The 25,294-nt window shown below is 71.6% G+C and carries 19 protein-coding genes, 1 tRNA gene and 1 other RNA gene; 5 read left to right on the top strand and 16 right to left on the bottom strand.

Annotated features, from left to right (window positions below):
- Positions 1–41: 41 nt before the first annotated feature.
- The 3 genes from recR to ffs all read right to left on the bottom strand — a co-directional run bounded on the left by recR (position 42) and on the right by ffs (position 3,771).
- Positions 42–641 carry a recombination mediator RecR gene (recR, locus tag EDF27_RS17110; protein ID WP_123656038.1) on the bottom strand — a complete coding sequence of 200 codons (600 nt, stop codon included), beginning with the start codon at positions 639–641 and terminating at the stop codon, positions 42–44.
- Positions 641–3,487, bottom strand: a complete 2,847-nt coding sequence (locus EDF27_RS17105) for a DNA polymerase III subunit gamma and tau (RefSeq protein WP_243698406.1) — start codon at positions 3,485–3,487, stop codon at positions 641–643. Before EDF27_RS17105 ends, recR begins: the two co-directional genes overlap by 1 nt.
- Positions 3,488–3,674: 187 nt before the next feature.
- Positions 3,675–3,771: signal recognition particle sRNA small type (gene ffs / locus EDF27_RS17100), an RNA gene on the bottom strand.
- Positions 3,772–3,808: 37 nt separating this feature from the next.
- Here ffs and EDF27_RS17095 point away from each other — a divergent pair.
- Complete coding sequence (locus tag EDF27_RS17095) at positions 3,809–4,483, top strand: NAD(P)H-binding protein (protein ID WP_123656036.1); 675 nt, start codon at positions 3,809–3,811, stop codon at positions 4,481–4,483.
- Between the two features lie 109 nt (positions 4,484–4,592).
- On the opposite strand, the gene EDF27_RS17090 is transcribed toward EDF27_RS17095, so the two are convergent.
- Together EDF27_RS17090 and pta are read right to left on the bottom strand one after the other, a co-directional pair.
- Positions 4,593–5,789: an acetate kinase gene (locus EDF27_RS17090; protein ID WP_123656035.1), complete on the bottom strand. Its 1,197-nt coding sequence runs from the start codon at positions 5,787–5,789 to the stop codon at positions 4,593–4,595.
- Positions 5,790–5,853: 64 nt separating this feature from the next.
- Entirely contained in the window at positions 5,854–7,962 is a 2,109-nt protein-coding gene (pta, locus tag EDF27_RS17085; protein WP_132050163.1) for a phosphate acetyltransferase, read from the bottom strand.
- Positions 7,963–8,084: 122 nt separating this feature from the next.
- On the opposite strand from pta, the gene EDF27_RS17080 reads away from it, so the two are divergent.
- A tRNA-Ser gene (locus EDF27_RS17080) sits at positions 8,085–8,169 on the top strand.
- 399 nt (positions 8,170–8,568) lie between these two features.
- On the top strand, positions 8,569–9,078 hold the full coding sequence (locus tag EDF27_RS17075) for a hypothetical protein (protein WP_123656033.1): 510 nt from the start codon (positions 8,569–8,571) through the stop codon (positions 9,076–9,078).
- Positions 9,079–9,125: 47 nt separating this feature from the next.
- On the opposite strand, the gene EDF27_RS17070 is transcribed toward EDF27_RS17075, so the two are convergent.
- Together EDF27_RS17070 and EDF27_RS17065 are read right to left on the bottom strand one after the other, a co-directional pair.
- Positions 9,126–11,240: a helicase HerA-like domain-containing protein gene (locus EDF27_RS17070; protein WP_132050161.1), complete on the bottom strand. Its 2,115-nt coding sequence runs from the start codon at positions 11,238–11,240 to the stop codon at positions 9,126–9,128.
- 130 nt (positions 11,241–11,370) lie between these two features.
- Positions 11,371–12,627: a multidrug effflux MFS transporter gene (locus EDF27_RS17065; RefSeq protein WP_123655464.1), complete on the bottom strand. Its 1,257-nt coding sequence runs from the start codon at positions 12,625–12,627 to the stop codon at positions 11,371–11,373.
- Positions 12,628–12,854: 227 nt separating this feature from the next.
- Here EDF27_RS17065 and EDF27_RS17060 point away from each other — a divergent pair, with 227 nt between their 5' ends.
- Positions 12,855–13,436, top strand: coding sequence for a TetR/AcrR family transcriptional regulator (locus tag EDF27_RS17060; RefSeq protein WP_123655465.1), 582 nt, complete (start codon positions 12,855–12,857; stop codon positions 13,434–13,436).
- A gap of 344 nt (positions 13,437–13,780) precedes the next feature.
- Here the strand turns inward: EDF27_RS17060 and EDF27_RS17055 are convergent, their stop codons facing one another.
- The 6 genes from EDF27_RS17055 to EDF27_RS17035 all read right to left on the bottom strand — a co-directional run bounded on the left by EDF27_RS17055 (position 13,781) and on the right by EDF27_RS17035 (position 20,896).
- Complete coding sequence (locus EDF27_RS17055; protein WP_123702332.1) at positions 13,781–14,326, bottom strand: substrate-binding domain-containing protein; 546 nt, start codon at positions 14,324–14,326, stop codon at positions 13,781–13,783.
- A gap of 28 nt (positions 14,327–14,354) precedes the next feature.
- A complete protein-coding gene (locus EDF27_RS17050) occupies positions 14,355–15,818 on the bottom strand; it encodes an MFS transporter (protein ID WP_132050159.1) in 1,464 nt (487 codons plus the stop codon).
- A 56-nt stretch (positions 15,819–15,874) separates the two neighbouring features.
- Positions 15,875–17,020, bottom strand: coding sequence for a cystathionine gamma-synthase (locus EDF27_RS17045; RefSeq protein WP_123655468.1), 1,146 nt, complete (start codon positions 17,018–17,020; stop codon positions 15,875–15,877).
- A gap of 110 nt (positions 17,021–17,130) precedes the next feature.
- A complete protein-coding gene (locus tag EDF27_RS17040; RefSeq protein ID WP_123702326.1) occupies positions 17,131–18,495 on the bottom strand; it encodes a cystathionine beta-synthase in 1,365 nt (454 codons plus the stop codon).
- Positions 18,496–18,546: 51 nt separating this feature from the next.
- Positions 18,547–18,699 (bottom strand): hypothetical protein, encoded by a 153-nt coding sequence (locus EDF27_RS19850; RefSeq protein WP_165931550.1) that lies wholly within the window; start codon positions 18,697–18,699, stop codon positions 18,547–18,549.
- Between the two features lie 322 nt (positions 18,700–19,021).
- A complete protein-coding gene (locus EDF27_RS17035; RefSeq protein WP_123655973.1) occupies positions 19,022–20,896 on the bottom strand; it encodes an ABC transporter ATP-binding protein in 1,875 nt (624 codons plus the stop codon).
- A 168-nt stretch (positions 20,897–21,064) separates the two neighbouring features.
- On the opposite strand from EDF27_RS17035, the gene EDF27_RS17030 reads away from it, so the two are divergent.
- Positions 21,065–22,504, top strand: a complete 1,440-nt coding sequence (locus EDF27_RS17030) for an amino acid permease (protein ID WP_132050157.1) — start codon at positions 21,065–21,067, stop codon at positions 22,502–22,504.
- Between the two features lie 156 nt (positions 22,505–22,660).
- Here the strand turns inward: EDF27_RS17030 and EDF27_RS17025 are convergent, their stop codons facing one another.
- The 3 genes from EDF27_RS17025 to rplJ all read right to left on the bottom strand — a co-directional run bounded on the left by EDF27_RS17025 (position 22,661) and on the right by rplJ (position 24,759).
- Entirely contained in the window at positions 22,661–23,365 is a 705-nt protein-coding gene (locus EDF27_RS17025; RefSeq protein ID WP_123655471.1) for a hypothetical protein, read from the bottom strand.
- Between the two features lie 443 nt (positions 23,366–23,808).
- A complete protein-coding gene (gene rplL / locus EDF27_RS17020; RefSeq protein ID WP_123655472.1) occupies positions 23,809–24,192 on the bottom strand; it encodes a 50S ribosomal protein L7/L12 in 384 nt (127 codons plus the stop codon).
- Between the two features lie 51 nt (positions 24,193–24,243).
- Complete coding sequence (gene rplJ, locus EDF27_RS17015) at positions 24,244–24,759, bottom strand: 50S ribosomal protein L10 (protein ID WP_123655473.1); 516 nt, start codon at positions 24,757–24,759, stop codon at positions 24,244–24,246.
- Positions 24,760–25,294: the final 535 nt, after the last annotated feature.

The raw sequence follows: 25,294 nt of genomic DNA, 5'->3' as shown, positions 1-25,294 counted from the left end.
GGGGTCCTCGGCTCCGGTTTCGCTCCGGTGTCGGCGCTGCCTCAGCCGCCGACGAGCCGGCGGCCCTCGAAGGCACGGCCGAGGGTGACCTCGTCCGCGTACTCCAGGTCGCCACCCACCGGCAGGCCCGACGCGAGACGCGTGGTCCGGATGCCCATCGGCACGAGCAACCGGCTGAGGTAGGTCGCCGTGGCCTCCCCCTCGAGGTTCGGGTCGGTCGCGATGATCACCTCTTCCACGGTGCCGTCGGCCAGACGCGTCATCAGCTGCTGGATGCGGAGGTCGTCCGGGCCCACGCCGTCGATCGGGCTGATCGCGCCACCGAGCACGTGGTACAGCCCGCGGAACTCGCGGGTGCGCTCGATCGCGGCGACGTCCTTCGCTTCCTCGACCACGCAGATGGTGGCCGGCTGGCGGCGGGGATCGCGGCAGATGCTGCAGCGCTCCGACTCGGTCACGTTGCCGCAGATCTCGCAGAAGCGGACCCGCTCCTTGACGTCCGCGAGGAGCTCGGAGAGCCGGGACGGGTCGAACGACTCGTTCTGGAGGATGTGGAACGCGATGCGCTGCGCCGACTTCGGGCCGATGCCGGGGAGGCGGCCGAACTCGTCGATGAGGTCCTGGACGATGCCGTCGTACATCAGCTGCCCTCGCTCAGGGAGGTCTCCTCGATGAACTGCGCGCCGAGGATCTCACGCACCACGGCCTCGCCGTAGCGGCCGGGGACCGGGGCGCGGCGGACCTGCTGCTGCTGGGACGGCGGCTGCTGCCGGGCTGGCTGCTGCTGCTGCCGCTCGGCAGGCTGCTGCTGCTGCTGCTGCTGCTGCTGCTGCTGCTGCTGCTGGGCAGGCTGCTGCTGCGCTGGCTGCGTCGGCGCGGGGGCGCCGCCGGGGCCGGGATCGGGGAACGGGGCGCCGTCGTCGAACGGTGCGTCGTCGAGCGGGTAGTCGTCGATCGGGACGGGAGGCTCGTCCCGCGCCGGCGGTGCAACCTGCGCCGGGCGCTTGCCGGCCTGCAGGGCGTCGATCGCCGCCTGCACGTCGGCCACCGGGCCCGAGGTCGGGACCGGGGTCTGGGCGGGTGCACCCGCGGGAGCGACGGTGTCGCCGGGGGCGGTCGAGCCCATCGGTGCAGCCCAGGTGGGCTCCACATCGTCCGGTACGGCGCCCGCGGTGGGGTCGGTCGCGGGGATCGTGGCGACGGCCCACTCGGTGACGGGACCCGAGGAGGCACTCGGCGCGGGGGCCGGTGCTTCCGGTGCGGGCGCACGGTCCTGCTGGGGCGCGTCCGAGTTCGGCGCGGCCTGGCTCGGCGCGGGCTGCTGCGGTGCGTCCTGCTTCGGTGCGTCCTGCTTCGGCGCGTCCTGCTTCGGCGCGTCCTGCTTCGGTGCGTCCTGCTTCGGGGCGTCCTGCTTCGGCGCGTCCTCGGGCGCGGCGGACTGGCGCGGCGGCGCCTGGTCTGCGGCTACCCGCGTCGGCGTCGGCGCGGCTTGATCCGGCGCGGCCGTCACCGGGGCGTCCTGGCTCGGCGCGGTCGTCGTCGGCGCGGCCTGCTGCGGCGCGGGCTGGCTCGGGGCGTCGTTCTGCGGGACGGCCGGACGCTGCTGGCCTGCTCCCCCCGGACCACCGGGGCCGCGCGCGACGAACTTCACGCGGAAGCCGAGGAGGTCCTGGATCGCGGCGCGCACCAGTTCGCTGACGCTCGTGGTCGGGTCGGACATCTCCTTGAAGGAGGCGACGTCCTGCTGGCTCGGGAACGTCAGCGTGAGCACGTCGTCGCGGAGCGCGGTGACCTGCGCCGTCACGACCACGGTCCACGCGGAGCGCTTGGCACGCTGGACGTGTTCGAGCACCTGCGGCCAGGTGTCCCGCATCTGCTGCAGCCCGACGGCGGCGATCGGCTGCACGACGGGCTCGGAACCGATGACGGTGCCCTGCCCGGTCGAGGATGCCGCCGCGTGCTCGCTCGGCTCGGACGCCGTCCGTTCCGGAGCCGGCTGCTGGCGTTCCGGGCTCTCCGGGGCTTCGGGAGCGCTCGGCGCGACGGCCGCCCAGGAGGCTGCTGCGTCCTGCGCGGCGTTCTTCGTGGGGGCGTTCGTCGCCGGCGCGTTCGTCGCCGGCGCGTTCGTGGCCGGTGCGTTCACCGTCGGCGCGGGCGTCACCGGTGCCTGGGCCGCCGGAACCTGCGCGGACGTCGTCTGCGCCGGGGTTCGCGGTGCCGTGGCTGCGATCGGCGACGGTGCCTGCGCCGCAGGAGCCGTGCGCGCCGACTGCGTCGACTCGACCGGACGCGACGGCGCCGTCTCGTGGTGCCCACCGGCGTCGCCGACGCCCACGCGACGCTCGAGCCGCTCGACCCGGGCGAGTGCGCCGCGCTGGGTGTCGTCCGCTTCGGGGACGAGCATCCGCGCGATCATCAGCTCGAGGTGCAGCCGGGGCGAGGTCGCTCCGGCCATGTCGGTGAGGGCACGGTTCGCGATGTCGGCACCGCGGGAGAGCCCGTTCGCGCCGAAGACCCCGGCCTGCCGCGTCATCGTGTCGAGCTCTTCCGGGGACACTCCACGCAGGACCGCGCCGGCGCTCTCGTTCGTGGCGGCGACGACGATGAGGTCGCGGAGACGCTCGAGGAGGTCCTCGACGAAGCGCCGCGGGTCCTGGCCGGTCTGCACGACACGGTCGATCGCCGCGAACGCGGAACCCGGGTCGGCCACGGCGAGCGCGTCGACGACGTCGTCGAGGAGCGCGCTGTCCGTGTAGCCGAGGAGCGCGACGGCACGGTCGTACGCGATCGCGCCGTCTTCGCTGCCCGCGATGAGCTGGTCGAGCAGGGACAGGGTGTCGCGGACGGACCCGCCGCCGGCACGGACGACGAGCGGCAGCACACCCGGCGCGACGGACACGGACTCCTGCCCGCAGAGCTGCTCGACGTACTCGAGCATCACGGCCGGCGGGACGAGCCGGAACGGGTAGTGGTGGGTGCGGGACCGGATCGTGCCGATGACCTTCTCGGGCTCGGTCGTCGCGAAGATGAACTTGACGTGCTCCGGCGGTTCCTCGACCAGCTTGAGCAGCGCGTTGAAGCCCTGCGGCGTGACCATGTGCGCTTCGTCGAGGATGAAGATCTTGTAGCGGTCGCGCGCCGGGGCGAACACGGCGCGGTCGCGGAGGTCACGCGCGTCGTCCACGCCGTTGTGGCTGGCGGCGTCGATCTCGATGACGTCGAGCGAGCCGCTGCCGCCGCGCGCGAGTTCGACGCAGCTCGGGCAGACGCCGCACGGGGTGTCGGTCGGTCCCTCTGCGCAGTTCAGGCAGCGCGCGAGGATGCGCGCCGAGGTCGTCTTGCCACAGCCGCGCGGCCCGCTGAACAGGTACGCGTGGTTGACCCGGTTGGTCCGGAGGGCGGTGCGGAGCGGGTCGGTGACCTGCGACTGCCCGATGAGCTCGGCGAAGTTCTCAGGCCGGTAACGGCGATACAGGGCGGTGACCACGCGACAAGGGTAGCCGGGACCGCCGACACCGCCGTCCGGAACTCTCCCGCAGCGGAACCGGTTACCCGCACAACGAAAAGACTCCTCACGCACCCCGCGTGGATCAGCGCTGCCCCGGTTACCCGCACAACGAAAAGACTCCTCACGCACCCCGCGTGGATCAGCGCTGCCCCGGTTACCCGCACAACGAAAAGACTCCTCACGCACCCGCCAGAGCCCGGTTACCCTTGCTGCGTTTCCGCCCTGGGGGAGTTGGCCTGGATGGCGTCACGTGAGGAGCCGCGGAAGAGTCTACCGGACACGAGGAGCATCATCGAACACATGAAGATCGCCATCGCCGGAGGACACGGCCAGATCGCCCTCCTCCTCGCCCGTCTCATCGTCGACGCCGGACACGAAGCCGTCGGCATCGTCCGGAACCCCGCCCACGTCTCCGACGTGGAGCAGACCGGTGCGACCGCGATCGTCGCCGACCTCGAGCAGCTCGACGACGACCAGCTCGCGCTCCGGCTGCGTGGCGTCGACGCCGTGGTGTTCGCCGCCGGGGCCGGCCCGAACAGCGGCGCCGAGCGGAAGCTCTCGGTGGACCGGGACGCGGCGATCCTGCTCGCCGACGCCGCCGTGCGCCTCGGCATCGACCGCTACGTGATGATCTCCGCGATGGGTGCGGACGCGTACGACCCGGAGCTCGCCGTCGTCCCGGCGAAGAACGACGCCGCCGTGTTCCAGGTGTACCTGCGTGCCAAGGCCGAAGCGGACGCCAGCATCCGGTCGCGGCGGTTCCGGTGGACGATCGTCCGCCCGGGTGGCCTCCTCGACACCCCGCCGCAGGGCACCGTCACCGTCGGCACGACGGTCCCGCGCGGTTCGATCCCCCGCGCCGACGTGGCGGCGGTCGTGATGCACGCGCTCCTCGACGAGACCGCGCTCAGCGCGCAGTTCGAGGTGACGAGCGGCAACACCCCGATCCCGGCGGCCCTCGGCGCCCTCGGCTGACCAGCGCGCGGGAAGAACTCGGCGAAAGCGACAGTTCGCGGCGGTCAGACGTCGCAGCACTGTCGCTTTCCGGGACCTCTCCGCGCAAGCGCCAGCCCGCCCCGCCCTGCTACAGCGCGACCGCGGCGGACTGCCGGGCGATCTCGAGTTCCTCGTTGGTGGGGATGACGAGCACCGCGACCCGGGACGAGTCCGTCGAGATGAGCCGGGCGTCCTTCGAGTGCAGCTCGTTGCGGTCGTTGTCGACCTCGATCCCGAGGTGCCCGAGGCCCGCCAGGACCCGCCGACGCAGCAGCGCGTTGTTCTCCCCCACGCCCGCGGTGAACACGACGGCGTCGAGCCCGCCGAGCTGCGCGGTGTACGCCCCGACGTAGCGACGGATCCGGTGCCGGTACACGGCGAGCGCCGCCTCCGCCGTCTCGTCGCCGTCGATCGCGTTCGCCTGGACGTCCCGCATGTCGCCGTTGCCGGTCAGCCCGAGGAGCCCGGACTGCTTGTTGAGCATGTCGTCGAGCTCGTCGAACGAGAGTCCGGCTTCGCGGTGCAGGTGGATGAGGACGGCCGGGTCGAGGTCGCCGGAGCGGGTCCCCATCACGAGCCCTTCGAGCGGGGTCAGTCCCATCGAGGTCTCGATCGAGCGACCGCCGTCGATCGCCGCGGCGGACGCACCGTTGCCGAGGTGCAGCACGATCGTCTTCAGCTCGGACAGCGGACGCTGGAGGAAGACCGCGGCCTGCTCGGAAACGTACTTGTGGCTGGTGCCGTGCATGCCGTACCGGCGGACGCCGTACTTCGCGGCGAGGTCCGCCGGGATCGCGTAGGTGTACGCGTGCGGCGGCATCGTCTGGTGGAACGCGGTGTCGAACACGGCCACGTGCGGCACGTCGGAGAAGACCTGCTTCGCCGCGCGGATCCCCTCGAGGTTCGCCGGGTTGTGCAGCGGCGCGAGGCTCGACAGGTCGTCGATCTGCTGCTCGACCTGGTCGGTGACGACGGTGGCCGTGTCGAAGGTGGTCCCGCCGTGCACGACGCGGTGTCCGACGACCGCCGGCGGGTGCTCGTCGAAGGACGGCCCGACCTTCGCGAACGCGTCGATCATCGCCTGGAACCCGGCAGCGTGGTCCGGCACCGATGCGGCGTCGTTCGACGACGACTCCCCCGTCAGCGCGTTCGTGTGCTTCCAGGCGCCGTTCGACTCACCGATCCGCTCGACGAGTCCGGACGCCAGGGTGCGCTCCCCTTCGAGTTCGATGAGCTGGTACTTGAACGAACTCGATCCGGAGTTCACGACGAGTGCGGCGGTCACGGTGGCTCGCTTTCTGTGGATGGCTCGGGAGAGCCGGTCTGGAGGCTCGGGGTGCGTCCGGCGGTCAGGCCGCGTCGGACGCGGTGCCGGCCTGGATGGCCGTGATCGCGACGGTGTTCACGATGTCGCTGACGAGCGCCCCGCGGGACAGGTCGTTGATCGGCTTGCGGAGGCCCTGCAGGACGGGGCCGATCGCGACCGCGCCGGCGGAGCGCTGCACGGCCTTGTAGGTGTTGTTGCCGGTGTTGAGGTCCGGGAAGATGAACACCGTCGCGTGCCCGGCGACCGGCGAGTCCGGCATCTTCGTGCTCGCCACGGTCGGGTCGGCGGCGGCGTCGTACTGGATCGGGCCCTCGACGAGCAGGTCGGGGCGACGCTCGCGGACGAACGCGGTGCCGGCACGGACCTTGTCCACGTCGGCGCCGGAGCCGCTGTCGCCGGTCGAGTAGCTGAGCATCGCGACGCGGGGGTCGATGCCGAACTGTGTCGCGGTCTCGGCGGAGGAGATGGCGATGTCGGCGAGCTGCTCGCTCGTCGGGTCCGGGATGACCGCGCAGTCGCCGTAGACCAGGACGCGGTCGGCGAGTGCCATCAGGAACACGCTCGACACGATCGACGTGTCCGGACGGGTCTTGATGATCTCGAACGACGGTCGGATGGTGTGCGCGGTCGTGTGCTTCGCGCCGGAGACCATGCCGTCCGCGAGCCCGAGCTGGACCATCATCGTCCCGAAGTAGGAGACGTCGGTGACGGTGTCGCGGGCGAGCTCGATGCTCATCCCCTTGTGGGCGCGGAGCTTCGTGTACTCCTCGGCGAAGCGCTCCCGCAGGTCCGAGTCGAACGGCGAGACGAGCTGTGCGGCGTCGAGGTCGAGGCCGAGCTCGGTCGCCCGGGCGCGGATGGCGGCCGGGTCGCCGAGGATCGTGAGCTCGCAGACCTGCCGCTGCAGCAGCGTCGACGCGGCACGGAGGATGCGGTCGTCGTCGCCTTCGGGCAGGACGATGCGCTTGCCGTACTCGCGCGCCCGGTCGAGCAGCCCGTGCTCGAACATCAGTGGCGTGACGACGCCGGACGGGGTGACCTGCAGGCGTGCGAGGAGCTCGTCGGCCTGCACGTGCCGCTCGAACAGCGACAGCGCGAGGTCGGCCTTCCGCGGGGAGTCCGCCGCGAGCCGACCGCGCGTCTGGGTGATGCGGAGCGCGGTGTCGTACGTGCCGAGGTGGTTCGTCGCGATCGGGAGCGAGCTCGACAGGCCCTCGAGCAGGCGGGTGATCTGCGGCGCGGTCTCGAACCCGCCGTTCAGGATGACGCCCGCCAGGCTCGGGAACGTCTCCGACTGGTTGGCGAGGAGCGTGGCGATGAGGACGTCGTTGCGGTCACCGGGGACCACGACGATCCCGCCCTCGATCAGCCGCGGGAGCACGTTCTCCATGCTCATGCCGGCGACGACGGTGCCCAGGGCTTCACGGTCGAGCAGTGCTTCGTCGCCGCGGACGAACGTGGCGTCCGTGGCCTGGAGCAGCGCCCGCACGGTCGGTGCGACGAGCACGGCGTCTTCGGGGATGGCCCACACCGGGGTGTCCGGGTGGTCGTCCTGCACCGCGGCGGAGACGCTGGCGCAGATGGCGGGCATCGCGTCCGGGTCGGCACGGTTCACCACGATGCCGAGCAGCTGGGCGTGCGCGCTCCGGAGTTCGCTCGTGGTGACGTCGGCGACCTGGCCCATCTCCTCCGCGCTGCGGGCGGCGCGGTCGGCGGCGTTCCGACCGCCGAGCACCAGCAGCACCGGCGCCCCGAGGTTCGTGGCGACCTTGGCGTTGAACGAGAGCTCGGTGGGGCTGCCCACGTCGGTGTAGTCCGAACCGAGCACCACGACCGCGTCGTACTGCCGCTCGACCTGGGCGAAGCGGCTCACGATCGTGGCGAGTGCTGCGTCGGCGTCCGCGTGCACGTCGTCGTAGGTCACCCCGACGGCGTCGTCGTAGGACTGGTTCGCGCCGGTGTGCTGGAGCAGCAGCTCGAGCACGTAGTCGGGTTCTTCCACGGAGCGGGCGACGGGGCGGAACACGCCGACGCGTCCGACCGTGCGGGCGAGGGTCTCGAGGACACCGAGCGCGACCGTGCTCTTGCCCGTGTGTCCTTCTGCTGACGTGATGTAGATGCGGGTCGACACGGTTCCAGGGTAGCCACGGCCACGTCGCGCCCACTGGGAACGGACACACCTGTGGACGACCGTGGTCATCCACACCCGCGAAGACCTGTACCATGGGGTGTCGTCATCGAGAGATGGCACCAGGAGAATTCGCCTAGTGGCCTATGGCGCACGCTTGGAAAGCGTGTTGGGTGCAAGCCCTCGGGGGTTCGAATCCCCCATTCTCCGCGTACCGATCGAAACCAAGCACAACGGCCCGATCGAAACCAAGCACAACGGCCCGATCGAAACCAGCACCACCCGAAAGCGCACGAGTCCCCCGGACCGTGCGCTTTCGCCGTTCCTGAGCGGATCCGCCGGGTTGACACGTCACCGGTCCCCCACCCTGCGGACCCGTCTGCACCCCGTTCGCCGTGGACGGACCCGAAAGGGTGGACAGACCTGTCGCGATCGCCCCGAGGTCCCCTATGCTGACCGCACGGCACGCCCGAACGACGGTCGAGCCGAGTGCATCGACGGCAGGGGCGCCGTCCTGTGGGACGTCCTTCGGCGTGCCCGGGCACCCGAGGGGACGAGGAGACGGCCGTGGGGGAAGCGACCGCGCCGGCGACGGCGAGGAGTGATCGGATGACGTACGACGTCGTCCTGCGCCCTCGTGCCGCGCTGGTCCGCTCCACTGCGCTGAGCATCGTCTTCTCCGCCGTGCCGCTCGCCGTCGCCCTCGTCTGGATGTCGTTCCCGCTGCGGCTGTGGGCGCTCGTCGCGTCCGTGGTGGTCGTCATCGCGATCGTCGTCGGCCTGGTGTTCGTCCGGCTCCGGTCGGCCTTCGTCGGCCTCGGCCCGGACGGCGTCACGGTGCGCGGTGTCGTCGCGGCACGCCGGACCTTCTCCCGCGAGCAGGTGTCGAGCATCGTCCTCGCGACCACGTTCGGCAGCTCCGTGGACCGCACCGCCCGCGAGCTCGTGGCCTTCGACGCCGATGAGCACGTGCTCTTCCGGATGCGCGGCGACGTCTGGGGCGACCAGGGGCTCGACCGTGTCGTCGACGCCCTCGGCGTCCAGGTCACCGAGATCACCCGGCCGATGCCGGCGCGGGACTTCGCCCGCCGGTACCTCCCCGGCCGCCGCACCCACTAGCCGTCGCACCCACGAACCGTCGCCGCCACGCTGCGCCGGGCAGCGCGCTACCGTCGCCGTCGCAGGGTGGAGAAGATCCCCTGCACGACCTCCTTCGCGATGGTGCCGCCGAGTCCTCCCCCGAGCAGGTCCGACAGCGGGTCGTCCGCCTTCCGCGATGACGTCGTCCGCCGCGTCGAGGTCGTCCGCGACCGCCGCGACTGCGCCGCGCGCTCGGCCTTCTCGAACTCCCGCTGCGTCCGCTCGTACTCCTTCTGGGCCGCCGCACGCTCCCGCTCCTCCTGCTTCGCCTGCGCTGCCGCTTCCTTCGCGGCCGCGGCGGCGGCACGCGCAGCCTCCTTCTCGGCGTCCGCCGCTGCGGTCGCGGCGGCCTCCTGCGCCTCGGCGGCGGCGGACTGCGCGGCGGCGGCCTCCATCCGGCGGGCGAGCATCTCGTGCGCCGAGTCGGGGTCGACGCGGGTGCCGTAGGTGGCGAGCAGCGGGGACGAGGCGACCCGGGCCTCCATCGCGGCCGACGGCATCGGGTCCATGGACCCCTGCGGCGCGCGCAGCCGGGTCCACGCAACCGGGGTGGGTGCGCCCTTCTCGTTCATCACGGTGACGATCGCCTCGCCGGTGGCCAGGGACGTGAGGACCTCGCCGAGGTCGTAGTCGCTCGTCGGGTACGTCGACACGGTCGCGCGGAGCGCCTTCGCGTCGTCCGGGGTGTGCGCGCGGAGCTGGTGCTGGATCCGGGAGCCGAGCTGTGCCAGCACGTCGTTCGGTACGTCCTTCGGGGTCTGCGTGACGAAGAAGATCCCGACGCCCTTCGACCGGATGAGCCGCACGGTCCGGACGATCTGCTCGGTGAAGTCCTTCGACGCCCCGCTGAAGAGCAGGTGCGCCTCGTCGAAGAAGAACACGAGCTTCGGCTTGTCCTGGTCGCCGACCTCCGGCAGCTCGTTGAACAGGTCCGCGAGGAGCCACATCAGGAACGTCGAGAACACCTCGGGCTGGTCCTGGACCCCGGGCACCTCGAGCAGGCTCACGATCCCGCGGCCGTCCGGAGCGGTCCGCAGGAACACCTGCGTGTCGATCTCCGGCTCGCCGAAGAACGCGTCGGCGCCCTTGTCGGCGAAGGTGATGAGCTCGCGGAGGATCACCCCCGCCGTCTGCTTCGACAGGCCACCGAGCTCCGCCAGTTCCGGCTTGCCCTCGTCGCTGACCAGGAACGTCAGGACGCTCCGCAGGTCCGCGAGGTCGACGAGGGGCAGTCCGGCCCGTTCGGCGTAGTGGAACACCAGCCCGAGCGAGGACTCCTGCGTGTCGTTCAGCCCGAGGACCTTCGACAGCAGCAGCGGTCCGAAGCCCGACACGGTCGCCCGGATCGGCACGCCCGTGCCCTGCCCGCCGAGCGAGTACAGCTCTGCCTCGCTCGCGGCTGGGGTCCAGTCCTGCCCGATGCCGGCGGTGCGGGCGAGGAGCTTCTCGTTGCCCTGCCCCGCGACGGCGAGCCCGGACAGGTCCCCCTTGATGTCCGCGGCGAACACCGGCACCCCGTTCGCCGCGATCTGCTCGGCGAGGACCTGGAGCGTGCGGGTCTTGCCGGTGCCGGTCGCGCCGGCGACGAGCCCGTGCCGGTTCAGCATCCCGAGCGGGATCCGCACCTGCACGTCGGGGCGTGCGTCCCCGTTCACCAGGGCGCCGAGTTCGAGGGCGCTGCCCTCCACGGCGTAGCCGTCCCGGATCGCGGCGATCGCCGCATCCCCGAGTGGGCCGCTCACGCCGTTGGTCGGGTCCGCGCCGCCGGTCGCCTCCACGCCGTTGGTCGGGTCCGCGCCGCCGGTCGCCTCCACGCCGCTGGGAGCCTCCACGCCGCCGGGAGGCTCGGTGCCGGTCGTCGAAGCCGCCGCCGGCCCCGGGGCGGTCGCGTCAGCCGGCCCCGCTGCCGCCACGTCCGCGACGGCGGGTTCCGCGACGGGGGCGAGTGGTGCCTCCTGGCCGGAGGGAGCCGGCGACGCTGCGACCGCCGGTTCCGCGTCGGGCACGAGGGGTGTCTGCGCCAGTGCCGCGGCGAGTTCCTCGGCGCGCGCGGCGGCTTCGTCCGCGAGGCGCCGCGCTTCCTCGGCGGCGACCCGTGCTGCCTCGGCTGCCGCCCGTGCCTGCTCCACCGCGTCGCTCATGGGCACAGCCTATGGACGCGGACGCTCCCCGTCCGGGGTCCACCACGAGACCGACCGACTCGGAACGACGACATCGTCGTCGTACGACAGCGACCTCGTCGTTCCGAGTCAGTCACCGCCGCGCCCCGCGTCAGTGCGTCAGCGCCGGCACCGACCGCGGGCGGACGACCAACCACAGGAGCAGGATCGCGACCGCCGAGGTGCACGCCATCACCGCGGCCATCGGCGCCGCCTGCGAGATGCCGAGCCACCCGACGATCGGCGAGATCAGCCCTGCCACGCCGAAGTTCAGCGCGCCGAGCACCGATGCGGCGGTCCCGGCCTCTTTCCCGTGCGCCGCGAGGCCGATCACCTGGACCAGCGGGAACGAGAACCCGCACGCCGCGATGAAGAACCACAGCGGCACGAGGACCCCGACGAGCCCTGCCCCGAGCAGGTCCAGCACGATGATCGCCGTCGCGGCCAGGAACAGCGTCGCCGTCGAGCACGCCAGGATCCACTGCGGCCCGACGCGCTGCGCCAGCCGGGAGGAGATCTGCACCCCGACCACGACCCCGACGGAGTTCACGGCGAAGAGCAGCCCGTACTGCTGCGCGTCGAGCCCGAAGACGTCCTGGAACAGGAACGGTGACGCGCTGAGGTACGAGAACAGTCCGCTGAAGACCATCGCCCCGATGAGCGCGACCCCCACGAAGATCCGGTCCGAGAACAGCGCCCGGTACCGCTGGCCGATGGTGGCGTGCCCGGCCTCGTGGCGGCGTGCCGGCGGCAGCGTCTCGACGATGAGCAGGATGGACGCGATGACGACCGCCAGGCCGTAGCAGGCCAGGAAGACGAAGATGCCGCGCCAGCTGACGAACCGCAGCATCTGCGAGCCGATGAGCGGGGCGAGGATCGGCGCGAGGCCGTTCACCATCGCCAGACGGGACAGCATCAGCACGAGGGGCTTGCCGCCGAACAGGTCGCGGACCGTTGCCATCGCGACGACACCGCCGGCAGCTGCGCCCATGCCCTGCAGCACGCGGAACACCGCGAGGACCTCGATGTTCGGGGCCATCGCGGCGCAGATCGACGCGGCGACGTGCACGGACGTGGCGATGATCAGCGGCAGCCGCCGGCCGACCTTGTCGCTCCACGGGCCGACGAGCAGCTGCCCGACCGCGAAGCCGAGCGTGGTGGCAGTGAGCGTGAGCTGGACGGCGCCGTCAGTGACGCCGAACTGCTCCTTCAGCGACGGGAACGCCGGCAGGTACAGGTCGATCGTGAACGGACCGAGCGCGGTGAGCGCTCCGAGCACGAAGACGTAGACGAGGCGCTGCGCCCGGGACAGGGAGTCCCCGGGGTGCAGGATGACGGTGAGCGAACCAGTGGTCGCGGGCGCGGTCACAACAGGGTCCTTCGACGATGAGGGGCGGTGGGGAGGGGTGATCGCGGGATCGCTCGAATCGATTCGTCCGCGCGATCATCCTACGGGCCACAGCGAGCCGCGCCGACACCCGTTGCCGGGCGTTGCCGCGTGTCGGTTCCCCGGCTTGCTCGCGGGGCGTGCACCTGCGGTACCGTCGGAGGGCTCGGGGCTCCGGGCGGATCAGCACGGAAGAGGGGGTGGGCGTCATGGTGGACGCTCGGATCCTGCACACGACGGCAGCGCTGCGCGAGGCGATCCTCCGGCTCGCCGCGGACCGTCCCGTCTCCGAGATCACGGTCGCGGACGTCACGCGCGCCGCCGGGATCAACCGTGCGACCTTCTACTCCCACGCCGTGTCGCCGGGGTCGCTCCTCGCCGACGTGCTCACCCCGGAACTCGACCGGATCCGTGACGACGACTCCGAGGCACGCCGGGCGGCGTACGAGCGCGGCGCCGACCGTGACGAACTCGCGGCGATCACCCGCAAGGGCATCAACGCCGTCGTCGAACACGTGGTGCTGCACCGCGAGATCTACGTCCGGGCACTCCCCGACCCGAACGACGCCTCGTTGCACCGGCTGCTCGTGGAGCACTTCACGGTGTCGAGCGCGCTGCACATCCGGGAGCTCGACGCGGCCTCCCGGCCCGAGCTCCTCGACGACGTCGCCGCGGGCTTCGTCGCGCAGGGCTTCGTCGGGGCGATCGAGGCCTGGCTCGCGGGCACGCGGCGCTCCCGGAAGGCCCTGGTCGACACCATCACGCGGTCCTTCCCCGCCTGGTGGAGCTGACCCGCGCGCAGTCCTTCCGCGCGTAGCCAGTCCTTCCGCGCGTAGGCGGTCCTTCCGCGCGTAGGAAGTCCTTCCGCGCGTAGGAAGTCCTTCCGCGCGTAGGCAGTTGTTTCGCGCGTAGGCAGTCGCTTCTTTCGACCGACTACGCGCGAATCCCCTTTCCAGCGCGCGCGTGATGGGTGCGAACGCGCGTGGTCAGCGGCCTGGAGGCGCGGTGCCGGGCCGACACGAGCCTCCCGTCCGGTGGGACCGCGACCAGTGCACCCGGGTCGCGTCAGCCCGGCGCGCGACCAGTGCACCCGGGTCGCGTCAGCCCGGGGCGCGACCAGTGCACCCGGGTCGCGTCAGCCGTCGGCCGGCTTCTCGCCCCGCTGCAGTGCGGTGACCGCGTCGACGGAGTGCTCCACGAGCGCCGCGTCGGTGTCCCCCGTGACGCGGTAGTCCGCGGAGACGCCGTCCCCGCCGGTGCCGCTCGCCGGCAACCGGTCTCCGAGCCCGACGACCACGACTCCGGCGTCGTGCGCTGTCTGGAGCTCCCCGGTCAGTGCCGAGGCGTCCTCGGCCTGGACGAGCAGCGCCTTCGCGCCGGTGCGGACGAGTTCCCGGACGGCCGTGCGCTGCGACGCGACCGGGTCGGCGGCCGTGGCGACGCGCACGTCGGGGCGGAAGCCGGCCTCGGTCAGCTCGGTGCGGAACTCCGCGGGCAGGGTGTCCGCGTCCGAGGCCTGCAGGACCACACCGACCACGGCGTGCTGGTCGAACCCGCCGTCGGAGCTGGTGAGGTCCGTGCTCTTGACCGGCGTCGGCGCCTGCGACGTGGTGCCGGTGCACCCGGCCAGCACGGCGACGGCACTCACCGCCAGTGCGGCGGCGGCCAGGATGCGGCGCACGGTTCCTCCTCGATACGGGTCTGCCACGCTACCCGGTCGTCGCAGCGGACGACGGCGGGGCCGACGACGGCGCGCCCGACGACGGCCCGCCCGACGACGGCCCGCCCGACGACGGCGCGCCCGACGACGGCGGCGGCACCGGCCCGAGCCGCCGCACCGCGAACAGCCCGACGAGCGCGATGACGATCATCGCGGCGAAGACCGACGCGAACGCGAGCGCGTCTTCACGGCCCCCGACCGCCGTGAACAGGATCCCCGCGACCGCGAGCCCGACCACGCTGCCGGAGGCGTCCGCGATGGTCAGGGCGGAGCTGGCGAACCCGTCGTCGCCCTCGCTGGAGAACCGGAGCGTCAGCATCGACGTCCGCGGGTACGCGACGCCCATCCCGGCACCGCCGACGAACCAGCCCGCGACGAGCACCCACACCGGCAGGTCCGCGACTGCCACGGCCAGAGCGGCGACGAGGCTGACCAGGACCAGCCCGAGTCCGACGCCGAAGGCACGGGCGGCGGTCAGCCGGCGCTCCCCCATCCGCCCGTGCACCCAGCTCGCACCGGCCCAGCTGAGCGCGGCGACGGTGAGCGCGAGCCCGGCGGCGGACGGTGAGAGCCCGTGCTGCGCCTGGAGCAGGAAGGGAACGTAGGCCTCGCTGCCGAAGAACCCGGCGGCGAGGACCCCACGGAGCAGGACCACGGACGGCAGCCCGGGGCCGGCGGTGAACGTGCGGCGTGGCAGCAGCGGACGGAGTGCGAACCACGCGCCGACCAGCCCGACGACGATCGCGACGGCACCCAGGGCGACGGGCAGGTCCGGCGCCACGTTGAGGAGCAGGACGGCCACGGCGGCAGCGACCGACCACACGATCCGGCTCCGCTGCCACGGTGGCCGGAGCGCGGCGGCCGGCGCGTGCAGGTGCCGGAGCGTCGGGACGAGCAGGGAGAACGCGACGACGGCGATCACGAGGGCCCCCGCGAACACCCAGTGCCAGCTCGCGAGCTCGGTGACGAAGCCGGCGAGCGCCGGACCGATCAGAGCGGGCACCACCCAGGCGGCGGCGAACCCGGCGAAGACCGGGCCGTGCAGGTCCTCCGGGAAGATCCGGGCGACCAGCACGTAGAGGACGACGTCGATCGCGCCGGCGCCGAAGCCCTCGACCAGACGCCCGGCGAGGAACACCGGCATCGTCGGGGCGAGCATCACGATCGCCGTGCCGACGGCGAAGAGCGCGGCGGACACCCATGCGACCACCCGGCCTCCGGCTCGGTCCGTCCAGTTGCCGGCGAGCACCATCCCGGGCACGCCGGCGGCCAGGGGCGCGGCGAAGCTCAGCGAGTACAGGGTCTCGCCGTGCAGGTCCCGGCTGATCTCCGGCATGACCGTGGTCATGGCGAGGTTCTGGAACGCGGCGACGGCGACGATGGCGACCATCCCGATGGTCGGGAGGGCGTACCCCCTGCTGAACAGGGTCGTCCTCGTCGCCGTCGTGGTCACCGCATCAGGCTAGCGGCGGAGCGGGCCGCCGCGCCCGCCGGTTCCACCGCACGAGGCTAGCGGCGGAGCGCCTGTCGCACGTCCTCGACCAGGTCGCCGGCGTCCTCGATGCCGACCGACAGCCGCACGACGTTCTCCGGGACGGCGAGCTCGGTGCCCTTCACCGACGCGTGCGTCATCTCGCTCGGGTACCCGATGAGCGACTCAACCCCGCCGAGCGATTCGGCGAGCGCGAACAGCTCGGTGGACTCCGCGAACCGCTTGGCTGCGTCGGGCCCGCCGGCGAGCGCCACCGAGAGCATCCCGCCGAAGCCGCGCATCTGCTTCGCCGCGACGTCGTGCCCCGGGTGGTCGCTGAGGCCCGGGTAGTAGACGCGCTCGACGGCGGGGTCGCCGACGAGCGCCTCGGCCACGGCCTGCGCGTTCTGCGAGTGCCGCTCCATCCGGATCGGCAGCGTCTTGATGCCGCGGATCGTCAGCCAGGCGTCGAAGGGGGACGAGATCGCCCCGCCGCCGAACTGCAGGAACGCCACCTTGTCGGCGAGCTCCTGGTCGCGCAGGACGATTGCGCCACCGACGACGTCCGAGTGGCCGCCCAGGTACTTCGTGGTGGAGTACGCGACGACGTCGGCGCCGAGCGACAGGGGCTGCTGGAGGTACGGCGAGGCGAAGGTGTTGTCGACGACCACGAGCGCGCCGGCGTCGTGCCCGAGGGCGGCGAGCGCCTCGATGTCCGCGATCTTCATGAGCGGGTTCGTCGGCGTCTCGACCCAGAGCACGGTCTGCGCCGGTGCGTCCTGCAGTGCGGCGCGGACCAGGTCGAGGTCGCTCATGTCGACGACGACGAGCTCGACGCCCCACGGCACGTGCAGCCGGTTCACCAGGCGGTGCGTGCCGCCGTAGACGTCGTTGCCCATCACGACGCGGGCACCTGGTGACAGGGTGGCACGGAGCAGTGCGTCCTCGGCCGCGAGGCCGGAGGCGAACGAGTACGCGGCGACGCCGCCGTCGAGGTCCGCGAGCATCGTCTGCAGCGAGTCCCGCGTCGGGTTGCCGGAGCGGGAGTACTCGTAGCCGCCCCGCATCTCCCCGATGCCGTCCTGCACGTACGTGGACGTCAGGTGGAGCGGCGGGATCACGGCGCCGGTGGCGCCGTCGGGCTCCTGTCCGGCGTGGACGGCTCGGGTGCTGAACTCGGTCATGGTGCGTTCTCCAGGTCGGACGGGAGGCTCGGATCGCGTCGGTCGCGCACCGCTCGCTGGGTGCGCTGCCGCGCTCACTCGGACAGGTCGGCTTACTCGGACTGGTCGGCTTACTCGGACAGGTAGGTGAGCAGGTCGTGGCGGGTGAGCACGGTCACCGGCTTGCCGTCCTCGACGACGAGCAGCGCGTCCACGCTCTCCAGTGCGCGACGAGCGGCGGACACCGACTCGCCGACGCCGATGAGCGGCAGCGGGTCGCCGACGAAGCCGGTCAGCGCGTCCGCCATCTTCGCCGCCCCGGTGAAGACCTGCTCGAGCAGGTCCTTCTCGGCGACCGCGCCGATGACCTCACCGATGACGACGGGCGGCTCGGCGCTGAGGACGGGCATCTGCGAGACGCCGTACTTGGTCATGATGTCCACGACCTCGCGCACCGTGTCGGACGGGTGCGCGTGCACGAGGTCCGGCAGGCGGCCGTCCTTGCCGGCGATGAGCGACCCGACGGTGCGGGCGTCGTCGGTCTCGGCGAAGCCGTAGGAGCGCATCCACCGGTCGTTGAAGATCTTGCCGAGGTACCCGCGGCCGCCGTCCGGCAGGAGCACGACGACGACGTCGTCCTCCGTGAGGTCGCGTGCAGCTCGGAGCGCCGCGACGACCGCCATGCCGCTGGAGCCGCCGACGAGCAGCCCTTCTTCGCGGGCGAGCCGCCGGGTCATCGCGAACGAGTCGGCGTCCGACACGGCGATGATCTCGTCCGGGATCTCGGGGTCGTACGCGGTCGGCCAGAAGTCCTCGCCGACGCCCTCGACGAGGTACGGGCGACCGGTGCCACCGGAGTAGACGGAGCCCTCCGGGTCCGCGCCGACGATGCGGACGCCGCCGTTCGAGACCTCTTTCAGGTACTTGCCGGTCCCCGAGATGGTGCCGCCCGTGCCGACACCCGCGACGAAGTGGGTGATGCGCTCCTCGGTGTCGCGCCAGATCTCCGGACCGGTGGTCTCGTAGTGGCTGCGCGGCCCGTTCGGGTTCGCGTACTGGTTCGGCTTGTACGCCCCCGGGATCTCCCGCACGAGACGGTCCGACACCGAGTAGTAGGACTCCGGGTGCTCCGGCGGGACCGCGGTCGGCGTGACCACGATCTCGGCGCCGTACGCCGTGAGGACGTTGCGCTTGTCCTCGCCGACCTTGTCCGGCAGCACGAAGACGCACCGGTAGCCGCGCTGCTGGGCGACGAGCGCCAGGCCGACGCCGGTGTTGCCCGACGTGGGTTCGACGATCGTGCCGCCCGGACGCAGGTCACCCGACGCCTCGGCGGCGTCGATGATCCGCGTGGCGATGCGGTCCTTCGAGGAGCCACCGGGGTTCAGGTACTCGACCTTGACGAGCACCGTGGCCCGGACACCCTCGGTGACACGGTTCAGCTTGACCAGCGGGGTGTCGCCGACGAGGTCGACGACGGAGTTCGCGTAACGCACGCGGACGAGTCTAGGCGGCGCACCCGAGTCCCTCCGGAGCGTGACGGGCGGCTACGACGCGAGCGAGGAGGGCGCCCCTGTGGGCGCGACGTGGGCCGTCACCGCTGCCGAGACCTCGGCGCGACGCCGGTCGATGACGTCGCCCATGTCGCGCGCCAGCGCGGGGGTGGACCGCACGATCTGGTCGAGGGCGGTGGCGGGCACGACCAGCGCCGCGACCTCGGTGAGGGCGACGGCGGTGGTGAGCAGTGCCTCCCGGGTGAGTGCCGTCTGCCCGATGTGGTCGCCGGCCTCGACGCGGGTGGCGGGGAGGTCCGGGCTCGCCGGTCCGGGTCCGCCGGTCCGGATCCGCCGGTCCGGATCCGCCGGTCCGGGTCCGCAGGTGGGTCCGCCGGTCCGGATCCGCCGGTCCGGGTCCGCGCGTCCGGATACGCCGGTCCGGGTCCGCGGGTCCGGGTCCGCCGGGTCGGGTCCGGCTCGGCCTGGAGGCTCGGCCCGCGCCCGCCCCGCCCCTTCCCCCGGCGCGTCAGGCGTCCAGGGCGTCGACCGGTGCGTTCTGCTGTCGGTGCAGCGTCGCGTACGTGCCGTCCCGTGCGATGAGTTCGTCGTGCGTGCCCTGCTCCACGATCTGCCCGTGGTCGAGCACGAAGATGACGTCGGCATCGCGGATCGTCGAGAGCCGGTGCGCGATCGAGATCGTCGTCCGCCCACGTGCGGCCGCGTCGAGCGCGGTCTGCACGACGCGCTCGGAGATCGAGTCCAGCGCACTCGTCGCCTCGTCGAGCACGAGCACGGGTGGGTCCTTGAGCATCACGCGCGCGATGGCGATCCGCTGCTTCTCGCCGCCGGACAGCCGGTAGCCGCGCTCCCCCACGATCGTGTCGTACCCGTCGGGGAAGGACGCGATCGTCTCGTGGATGTTCGCCGCCCGCGCGGCGCGCTCGAGTTCTTCGAGCGTGGCGCCGGGCTTGGCGTACCGGAGGTTGTCACCGATCGTCGCGTGGAACAGGTACGTCTCCTGGGAGACGATGCCGACGTGCCGCATCAGGTCCTCGTGCTCGAGGTCCCGGACGTCGGCGCCGGCGAAGCGGACCGAGCCCCGCGTCGCCTCGTAGAGTCGCGGAACGAGGTACGAGACCGTCGTCTTGCCCGCGCCGGAGGGTCCGACGAACGCCGCGAACTGGCCCGGCTGCAGCTCGAAGGACACCCCGCGGAGCGTCGGCTTGTCGGCTTCGCCGTCCGGGTAGGTGAACGTGACGTCGTCGAAGGCGACGTGTCCCACCCGGGACTCGTCGACCTTGCGCGCGGTCGGCGAGTCGGTGATCGCCGGCTTCAGGTCGAGGTACTCGAAGATGCGGGCGAAGAGTGCACCCGAGGTCTGCAGGTCGAGGACGACCCGGAGGAGCCCCACCGTCGGGAACAGCAGCCGGGACTGCACGGTCGTGAACGCCACGATCGTGCCGGCCGTTATCGGGATGCCGCCGAGGATCAGGTACGCGGCAACGAGGTAGATGATCGCCGGGATGATCGACAGGAAGATCTGCACGATCGCGAAGAACCACTGCCCGGACATCTGCTGGCGCACCTGCAGCGCGATCTGGTTCCGGTTCTCGTCGCCGTACCGGTGCGTCTCACTGCGCTGCTGGTTGAAGCTCTTCGCGAGCAGGATCCCCGAGACGCTCAGGGCTTCCTGCGTGATCGCGGTCATGTCGGAGAGCGACTCCTGCGTCTGTCCGGCGATCTTGGCGCGGACCTGCCCGACCTTCCGCTGGGCGATGACGAGAAGCGGCAGCAGGACCACCGCGACGAGGGTCATCTGCCAGCTCAGCAGCAGCATCGCGACGACCGCGGCGATGACCGTCACGGTGTTGCCGAGCACCGAGGAGATCGTGTTGTTCAGGACACTCGCGACCCCACCGACGTCGTTCTGCAGGCGGGACTGGATGACGCCGGTCTTCGTACGGGTGAAGAACGCCAGCTCCATGCGCTGCAGGTGCGCGAAGAGCCGCATCCGCATGGCGCCCATCACCTTGTTGCCGACCGTCGCCGTCAGGTAGGTCTGCCACACGCCCACCCCGGCGCTCGCGATCCAGAGCACCACCATCGCGGTGACGAGCTCGGCGAGCACCGGGACGTCCGGCGTGCCGGACTTCGGGAACAGCCCGAGGTCGAACGCCTTCTGCGTCAGGAGCGGTGGGATCACGGACAGCGCGGCACCGATGAGCACCAGCACGGTCGTAAAGATGATCGCCCGACGGTGCGGGACGAACAGCCCGGCGATCCGCTTGAGCAGGTGCGGGATCTGCGGAGCTTCGGCGTTCGCCGCCTTCTGCGCGTCGAAGTCACCGCTCGAGATCCGGCCGCCGCGGCCACCACCGCCACCGCCACGCATCCCCGGCATGCTCATGCGAGCTCCTTCCGCCCGGCGCGACCCGGACGGTCCGCTCACCCGAGCAAATGTAGCCCCGCCGTGGGACATCGGCCCCTCCGCTGGACCGATCTGTGGAATTGACCCCTGTTCGGGGCCGTGCGAGCATGACCCGTCCCGTTCCACGCACCACGAGGTCCCATGCCGTCCGCGCCGTCCCGCCCCGACCCGTCCACCGTCACGTCGCTCCGGCACCAGCTCACGCGCCGCAAGCCGATCGACCAGCTGCAGAGCGAAGCGGCCTCGGGTGTGGACGGCGAGCCGCTCCGACGGACCCTGGGCGTCTGGCACCTCACGATGATCAGCGTGGGTGCCACGCTCGGCACCGGCATCCTCGTGGTCCTCGGTACCGCCGTCCCGCTCGCCGGGCCCGCAGTCTGGATCTCGTTCGTCGTCGCCGGGGTCGCCGCCCTGCTCTCCGCACTGTCCTATGCCGAGATGGCCGGAGCCGTCCCGACGTCCGGGTCGAGCTACTCGTACACCTACGCCACCATGGGCGAGGGCATCGCCTGGGTGTGCGGCTGGTGCCTCGTGCTCGAGTACGCGGTGTCCGTCGCCGCGGTCGCCGTCGGCGCGAGCGAGTACGTCGACGAGACTCTCCGCGTGTTCGGGCTGCACCTGCCGGCCGCGCTCTCGGCGCCCCCGGGTGACGGCGGCGTCGTCAACCTGCCAGCAGCGGCTCTCGTGCTCATCGCCACCGCCGTCCTGCTGCCGGGAGCCCGCGAGAGCGCCTGGGTCAACACCCTGATGGTGATGGTGAAGATCGCGCTCCTCGTGTTCTTCGTCATCGTCGCGTTCAGTGCGTTCCGCGCGGGGAACTTCGAGCCGCTCGCACCCATGGGTGCCGCGGGCGTCACCGCGGCCGCGTCCCGGCTCTTCTTCTCCTACATCGGGTTCGACGCCGCGTCCACCGCCGGCGAAGAGGCGAAGAACCCCCGCCGTGACCTCCCCCGCGCGATCATCGGCTCGATCGCGCTCATCACGGCGCTGTACATCCTGGTCGCAATCGCCGCGATCGGTGCCCGGCCGTGGACGTCGTTCTCCTCCACCGAGGCGTCGCTGGTCCGCATCGTCGTCGACGTCACGGGGCAGCCGCTCGTCGCGCTGGTGTTCTCGATCGGCGCCGTGATCGCCATCGCCAGCGTGGTGCTCACCGTGCTCTACGGCCAGACACGGATCCTCTTGACGATGGCGCGCGACGGACTGGTGCCGAAGGTCTTCGGCCGGGTTTCGCACCGAACCGGGACCCCAATCGCGAACACCCTGATCGTCGGTGTCGTCGTGACGATCGTCGCCGCGCTGGTGCCCCTCGGCGAGCTCGCGGACGCGACGAGCATCGGCACCCTTGTGGCCTTCGCGCTGGTGAACGTCTCCGTGATCATCCTGCGTCGCTCGCAGCCCGGGCTCGAGCGTTCGTACCGCGTCCCGTTCTTCCCTGTCGTCCCGATCCTCGGCACGCTCAGCTGCGCCCTGCTCGCGGTGTTCCTCGGCGCGGGCACGTGGATCGCATTCGCCATCTGGATGCTCGCCGGCGCCGCCCTCTACGCGCTCTACGGCCGCCGCCACAGCACGCTGCCCTGACCCTGCCGCCCTCCGCAGTGTCCGGAAGCGGTGCGGCAAAGCGACAGTCCTCCCGTGCTGCCCACCTCACCGCTGTCGCTTTCCTGGACTTCTCCGTTTGCGCCGCCCAGCGCGAGCCAGGCCCGACCTTCCGACCAGTGCGAGCACCGTCCGCTGTCACCGGCACGGCACCCCGTGCACGCGGAACAGCGCGCGCAGCCGTTCCGGCTCGACGAGGTGCCACCAGGTCACGCGGATGAACCCCCGCACGACCGGGAGCGCGCGGAGCTGGTCCTCCCGCAGCTTCTCCGCCCAGAGCGCATCCGCTCCCGTTCGTCCGTGCAGCATGGAGGCGTCCTCGTACTTCTGCCGCCCGTCGAACTCGACGACGACGCCGAGTGAGGGCATCCAGAAGTCCACGCGGTGCACCGACCCGCCGATCACGAACTCAGCCTGCGGGACCACCGGCGGGATGCCCAGTTGCCGGAACCGCGCGGCGGCGAAGGATTCCCCGACCGACTCGTGGGCCGCGTCGCACACGTCCAGCGCCTCGAGCGCGCGAGCGGTCCCCCACCGCGGCCCGTCGTCCAGCAGCTGCCGGAGCGCGTCGGCATCGACGCCCCTCCGCACGGCGTGGTCCAGCACGACGACCGCCTCGGCGAAGTCGGCGCGCCGAGCCTGCATCACCGCCGTCACCGGCAGCGCGGCGAACGGCACGCCGTGGAAGGCTCCTCCGTCGAGGTCGACCGGGCCGGCGTGGAGCGTCAGTCCGACGCGTTGACTGTCCGCTGCTGCCGACGGAAGGGTCGCGTGCACCCGGGACGGCCACGCCGACAGCCGCGGGATTCCGAGCACCGCCGCCGCCGAGTCGTGAGAGAACACTGCTCCGAATGGGAGCGCCGGCGCAGCGGCTCGCATCCGCACGAGGTGCCGTGCAGCGGGCCCCAGCGCTTCCCACTCCGCGCGCGGGACGTAGACACCGTGTCGCACGCGCTCGAGCTCACCGGCGGATCGACGGCGTTGATGCCGGCGTGCCGCAGCACGATCGAGCTCGTCGACTCGGACCAGGAGGATCGCGTTCGCGGGATGCACACGAGCACCCTGCCGCCCGGCCCCGTCTCACGGGGCGTGGCCACCGTGCCTGTGGACAACGCACTCCGTCCACAACCCAGCCGCGACGCGGCTCAGGCGTCAACGGGTACGGAAAAGCGACAGTGCCCGACCGGAATCCGGCCGAGCACTGTCGCTTTGCGCGATCTCTCACACGATGGGCGATCCTGACGGAGCAACCCGTGCGCGAGCGAGCGTGGACAGTAGCAGAGCTACTACGCGAGCTCGATCGTGGCGCCAGCGGCCTCGAGGGCAGCCTTCGCCTTGTCGGCCGTCTCCTTGTTCGCACCCTCGAGGATCTTCGCGTCGGCGGTCTCGACGAGCGCCTTGGCCTCGCCCAGGCCGAGCGACGTGAGGCCACGGACCTCCTTGATGACCTGGATCTTCTTGTCACCAGCGGACTTGAGGATGACGTCGAACTCGGTCTTCTCCTCAGCGGCCTCGACCGGAGCGGCAGCGCCGGCCGGAGCGGCAGCGGCGACCGGGGCGGCCGCGGTGACCTCGAAGACCTCTTCGAACTTCTTCACGAAGTCCGAGAGCTCGATGAGCGTGAGCTCCTTGAAGGCCTCGATGAGCTCGTCCTGCGAAAGCTTCGCCATGATTTTCTCCTACTACTCAGTACGTGATGTGGTTGTGGAACGCGTGCCTGATCAGGCCGCGGACTCCTGCTTCTCGCGGAGGGCGTCCACCGTGCGGACGGCCTGCGAGAGGGGTGCGTTGAACAGGTACGCAGCACCGAACAGCGAGGCCTTGAAGGCGCCGGCGAGCTTGCCGAGCAGAACTTCACGGGACTCGAGGTCGGCGAGCTTGTCCACCTCGGTCGCGGTGAGCGGGTTACCGTCGAAGTAACCGCCCTTCACCACGAGCTCGGGGTTCGCCTTGGCGAATGCACGCAGCGACTTCGCGACGGCGACGGTGTCACCGTGGACGAAGGCGAGAGCGGACGGACCGGCGAGTTCGTCGTCGAACGACGAGATGCCGGCGTTGTTCGCCGCGATCTTGGTCAGCGTGTTCTTCACCACGGCGTACGTGGCGTGCTCACGGATCGAGTTGCGGAGCTCCTTGAGCTGCGCGACCGTGAGACCGCGGTACTCGGTGAGCAGAACGGCGTTCGAGCTACGGAAGGACTCCGTGAGCTCGGCGACCGCAGCTTCCTTGTTCGCCATGGTTCTCCTTGGGGGTCTTGCCGGTAGCCCCAGGTCCGCACACATGAAAAAAGCTCCGGCGCAGAGGCTCGGAGCTGCTTCCACCAGAATGGCGGGAGTCGTTCTGAACACCTGCGCGGGATGCCTCACGAGTGAGGACCTTCGACCGTCATGCGAGCATGACGACATCCGGCGGTCTTTGGCTTCGAGAACTGTAGCAGACGCGGTGGGCGCGGCCAAACGGCTGACGGGAGGCTCGGTGCCGGCTGGCACCGCGCCTCCCGTCGGGTGGTTGCGAAGGTTCCCATCACGCGCGCGCTGGAAAGTGGAATCGCGCGTAGGCAGTCGGAACTTCCGACCTCCTACGCGCGATTCGACCTCCTACGCGCGATTCGGCACGTGGGCCCAGGCATCGTCGGCGGCGGCCGCGCCGGCGGCGCCGGCGCCGGCGGCGGCCGCGCCGGCGGCGGCCGGCACGGGGCCCCCGGCCCCGGGGGGGCCCCCGGCGGCCCCCCCCCCCCCGGGCGCCCCCGGGACCCGCACCACCCGGGCGCCC

The sequence above is a fragment of the Curtobacterium sp. PhB136 genome, from assembly GCF_004346855.1.
Taxonomy (GTDB): domain Bacteria; phylum Actinomycetota; class Actinomycetes; order Actinomycetales; family Microbacteriaceae; genus Curtobacterium.
This window is presented reverse-complemented; position numbering and strand designations above follow the sequence as displayed.